The organism is Oleiphilus sp. HI0086, assembly GCF_001635225.1.
On sequence record NZ_LWFZ01000298.1, the window covers coordinates 1 to 3,941 of the forward strand.

Genomic DNA, 3,941 nt, shown 5'->3' on the forward strand with positions numbered 1-3,941 from the left:
TAAAGACTTGCTTCAAGGTTCTGGCAAAAGCATCTCTCCTAAAAACGAAGCTGTTTTATATGAGCGTTTCTTAGCCAAGAAAGCAGCCGATGAAATGGAAGCTGAGTTTAGCGCTGAAAACTAATCACGGCGCTTATCACCTTTGCCAGGGCGGGTACAAGCTCGCTCCTGGCTCTTCCTAAATCGTATTGAAGCCTTAAACAAATAAAAGGATAACGTTATGAAAAAGGGCGGCTTTAAGTTACTCAATTTAGCGGTTTTGCTAGCACTTCCAATAAGTAACCTTTCTGCTAGTGACCCTTTTAATGAAATGAACGAAGCTTTTGGTGACATCGACAAAGCTTTCGAGCAAAGTGCACCCCCTAGTAAAAAACCGGAAATGTCCGAGTTTGAGAAATTCAAACTTCAAGAAACAAACGCCTTCGATAGCTATAAGAAAAAGCTGATGGAAGAGTTTGCAGAGTTTAAGAAAATATCCCAGAAAGAAACACAGCGCTATCAAAGCAAGCTCAGCAAAGTTTGGGACAAACCCGAATTATCATCTCGTAAAGTATGGGTCGAATACTCTAAAGACTTAAAGGAAAAAAAGAGCGTCGATTTTGAGAAGCAAACCATTTCAATTTCTCACACTCATGAAGGCAAGCAGCGCAACGATAAGGAATTACGAAGCTCTTTAAAGAAACTCATCACCAAGAACAAAGCAGAAGCCTTCAAAGATGACACGCTTGCTCAAGCCATCGAGAAAAAAAGCAAAGAAAAAATTACTCTACTCGAAACTGCCAAGGTAAAACCTACACCGATTCTTATTCCTAAAGCCAGTGCAGAACAAGCGCTGAGCGATAAAGAGATTGATGAAATCGTTGATCGAATGATCAAACTAGGCAAGAAAAAAGAACAAACCAATAAACAAGGTAAGAAAGTCGTAAGCGTTGAAGTTCCTATGAACGTCATCGATAAAAAGCTGGCAGAAAAAGAAAAGAAGATCGCTAGTAGCAAAACTAAAAAGCCTAAAGCGATGGCAGACTTAAGAGTCAATAAATTACCTCGTCAGGCAAAAATGTTATCGAGTGACGTGAGCAAGTTTGCGGCAAAGTCAAAAATCGAAGACGCACTGGTCTACGCCATTATTGAAACCGAATCTGCATTCAACCCGATGGCTCGCTCCCCGATTCCGGCCTATGGTCTAATGCAGATTGTTCCAAGCTCAGCAGGGCAAGACGCAACTCAACAATTATTTGGCAAGGCAAAAATACTCTCGCCTTCATATCTCTATACCTCTGACAAAAATATTGAAGTGGGTACGACCTATTTAAATATTCTGTACTATCGCTACCTTAAAGGTATCAAAAATGAGCTGAGTCGACTTTATTGTAGTATTGCCGCCTATAACACAGGCGCAGGTAATGTAGCGAAAGCCTTCACTGGGAAGCGACGTTTAAAACCTGCCTTAGCTAAAATAAACGCCCTTACACCCCAAGAAGTCTATGATCACTTAATCGAACATTTGCCTTACGAAGAAACACGAAAGTACTTAGCCAAAGTGAAAAAGCGTATTCCTAAGTACCGATAAATTAGGCCGTTTTTTTAAGGCTTTCAGCTTCGGCCAAATGAGAGAGACAAACATGGAAGAACAGCAAAGAATAAAAATCAAGCAGGAATTAAAAGAAGAGCTCAGCAAAGAACTTCAAAATACAATCGAAGATGAAGTGGAAGAAGAAGTAAAAGAACAACACATGTTCGGGGGAAGTCTCTTCTTCAGCAAATTTAAAGGCTCTTTCCTCACTTTCCTGGCCATCATTATCGCCTTGGGCGAGTACTCCGAAGCGGTGACCGTGCTAGGTGATACCGTTGAAACCATTCGTTCAGAATTTACTAACGATATCGAGTATGAAACGATATCCAAAATACATGTGGGTAATACAGTGCCTTATATGGAGGAGCTGTTAGGCAGCCCTCAGGTCTCCCGCGCTATCAATCAAGATATTAACGCTAATTATTACTACGACGAAAAGTTTTTACTCACGCTTTTTATAGATGACGAGCGCGTAACAGCCTTTACTGTTTTACCTCTTTTAGAAGACTTTCATCCTGAAGTTGCCACAACAACCAAGGGCCCATGGAATTTAGGCGAAGCCGCCTTTACCTCCTTCCCCGCCAACCCACAAACCTACGTGATCGACCATGCTAAAACTGCGAGCTATTACCTCGAAAACCTAGATCGAGGTCGAGCAGGCTTATTTGTCAGTACATATCTGGGCAAGGTTTCCTACACCGTTCGGTCGGAGTCGCCTTTACTCGTCGCTTTCTATAATCAAGAAGTACACGGCAGTGATCAGGAAGTACTTGAATCCCAAACGCAACTTAGAAACAGTGAAATGCCGAACTTTTATGGTGAAGGTGAAATTGGCTTGGAGTTGATAGAAAAAAGCATACTAACCGGGGCCGAGTTTAGTAGCTATTTTGGTCAATTCTAATATTAGAACTCTATCACCTTCGGTATCGTGCTTTTATATTCGCTCATCACCATGCCCGTCGTTGCACCAATATAAGTTGGGTCGGCTATCACGTAAGTTTTACCTGCTTGGGAAATAAGCCAATCTCCGTCGCGGGCTTCAGTCGCTACCGCCACGGCAATATGCCCTGGAAAATCCAAGCCCACGACATCCAGTTTCAGCAGATCTTGGATTAACCAAGCCAGTAGAATCGATCGATCCTCGCAGTCATTCGCTTTGTATAACAAACTTTCTTCGGCCAGCAGGTAGTTCTCTTCACCAAATTGTTCTTGGTCCAGAGCATAACTAAAGCCGGTTTGAATCATAGCTAGCAAATAGTCGATCGCATCACGTTCGCTCAAGCTCTGAAGCCGGGGTTTAAGCTGCCTTCTTAAGCTCTCTACCATGGTTGGGTTAGGCTTTGCGGTAAAATAATATTTGAGATCTATTTGAGGGTAAGCATTCAACATCAGGCCATAGCCCGCATCATACTCAAAACTAAGCTCGGTACTCGTATTGCTATCTTCAAACGAAATTTTTCGAGAAAGTATCTTAGGCGAGCTATTTAAAACCTGCTCAAAGTTGATCTCAAAGCTACGATTGCTCCGGTCATAATGTCCGGGATAAGAAAAAAGCGGGCCTTTATTTTTGGTCGAATGAACTAGGTAATAGGTCTTGTCAGATATCTGTAGGTAGGCCTTACCAAAAATAGTTTGTTTTGACGGCAGCATCAGAAAAAGGTCTCGCTTGCCATAAGCAACTTTCACGTCATAGCCTAGCTTGGTCAATATGAACCAGAGGTAACTCGTCCTTTCATTGTCATTTGAGATTTGCTTTTCAAGCACAAAGTTCAGATATAGATAGGTTCCCCAATCCCCTAGCCCTAGTATTTGTTTGCTCTCTCGGACATGAGCCAATAGCCCCTTATGGTCGGCTTGCGCCAGCACTTTCCATGTAGCAGCGAGTTTTTTATTGGTCAGTTTTGACAAGTCAGGGAAGTCAATATTACTGGCGTTCACGTCAGCTCGCTCATGGCCAAAAAACAAGGCCTCATTATCTAGAGGTAGTGAGGGTGAATAAGCCGGTGTATCGATATGTTCAGTTTTCCCAGTACTAGACAGCAAATTCTTAACCGAAGGAGCTTTAGCAGGCTTAGGTGTCGTATCTCGTACCTTTCCCTGGAATAGATCAAACTCTTCCCAATGCTGATCTAAAAAGTCAACGAATTGTCGATCATGTTCACTTAAGTAGGTATTGAAAGCCGCTTGTTCTGCTTGTTGAAATGCCTTCCATTCATCATCAAGACTGTTTGCCGCAGCAAAACCTGGCAGACAAAAAAGGGTGATAACGAAGTGTAAAACCCGAGTTTTCACAAGATGAGTACCGAGAAAAAATACTTGGCTCATGTTTCCCTACTTTTAATGGTGTTAAACAGAATTCTGTTCAGAT

The 3,941-nt window shown here is 42.3% G+C and carries 3 protein-coding genes; 2 read left to right on the top strand and 1 reads right to left on the bottom strand.

Translation table 11 applies throughout. From position 1 onward, the window contains the following. Window positions 1-220 precede the first annotated feature (220 nt). Complete coding sequence (locus A3756_RS03680) at window positions 221-1,570, top strand: transglycosylase SLT domain-containing protein (RefSeq protein WP_068552941.1); 1,350 nt, start codon at window positions 221-223, stop codon at window positions 1,568-1,570. 52 nt (window positions 1,571-1,622) lie between these two features. Further along, window positions 1,623-2,474, top strand: coding sequence for an ETEC_3214 domain-containing protein (locus A3756_RS03685; RefSeq protein WP_068552942.1), 852 nt, complete (start codon window positions 1,623-1,625; stop codon window positions 2,472-2,474). Window positions 2,475-2,476: 2 nt separating this feature from the next. Here A3756_RS03685 and A3756_RS03690 read toward each other — a convergent pair whose 3' ends face one another. Further along, a complete protein-coding gene (locus A3756_RS03690; protein WP_068552943.1) occupies window positions 2,477-3,898 on the bottom strand; it encodes a hypothetical protein in 1,422 nt (473 codons plus the stop codon). Between the last annotated feature and the right edge of the window lie 43 nt (window positions 3,899-3,941).

Bases quoted from the DNA above. Each gene is read 5' to 3' on its own strand.
- A3756_RS03680 (WP_068552941.1), top strand. From the start codon at position 221: ATGAAAAAGGGCGGCTTTAAGTTACTCAATTTAGCGGTTTTGCTAGCA.
- A3756_RS03685 (WP_068552942.1), top strand. From the start codon at position 1,623: ATGGAAGAACAGCAAAGAATAAAAATCAAGCAGGAATTAAAAGAAGAG.
- A3756_RS03690 (WP_068552943.1), bottom strand. From the start codon at position 3,898: ATGAGCCAAGTATTTTTTCTCGGTACTCATCTTGTGAAAACTCGGGTT.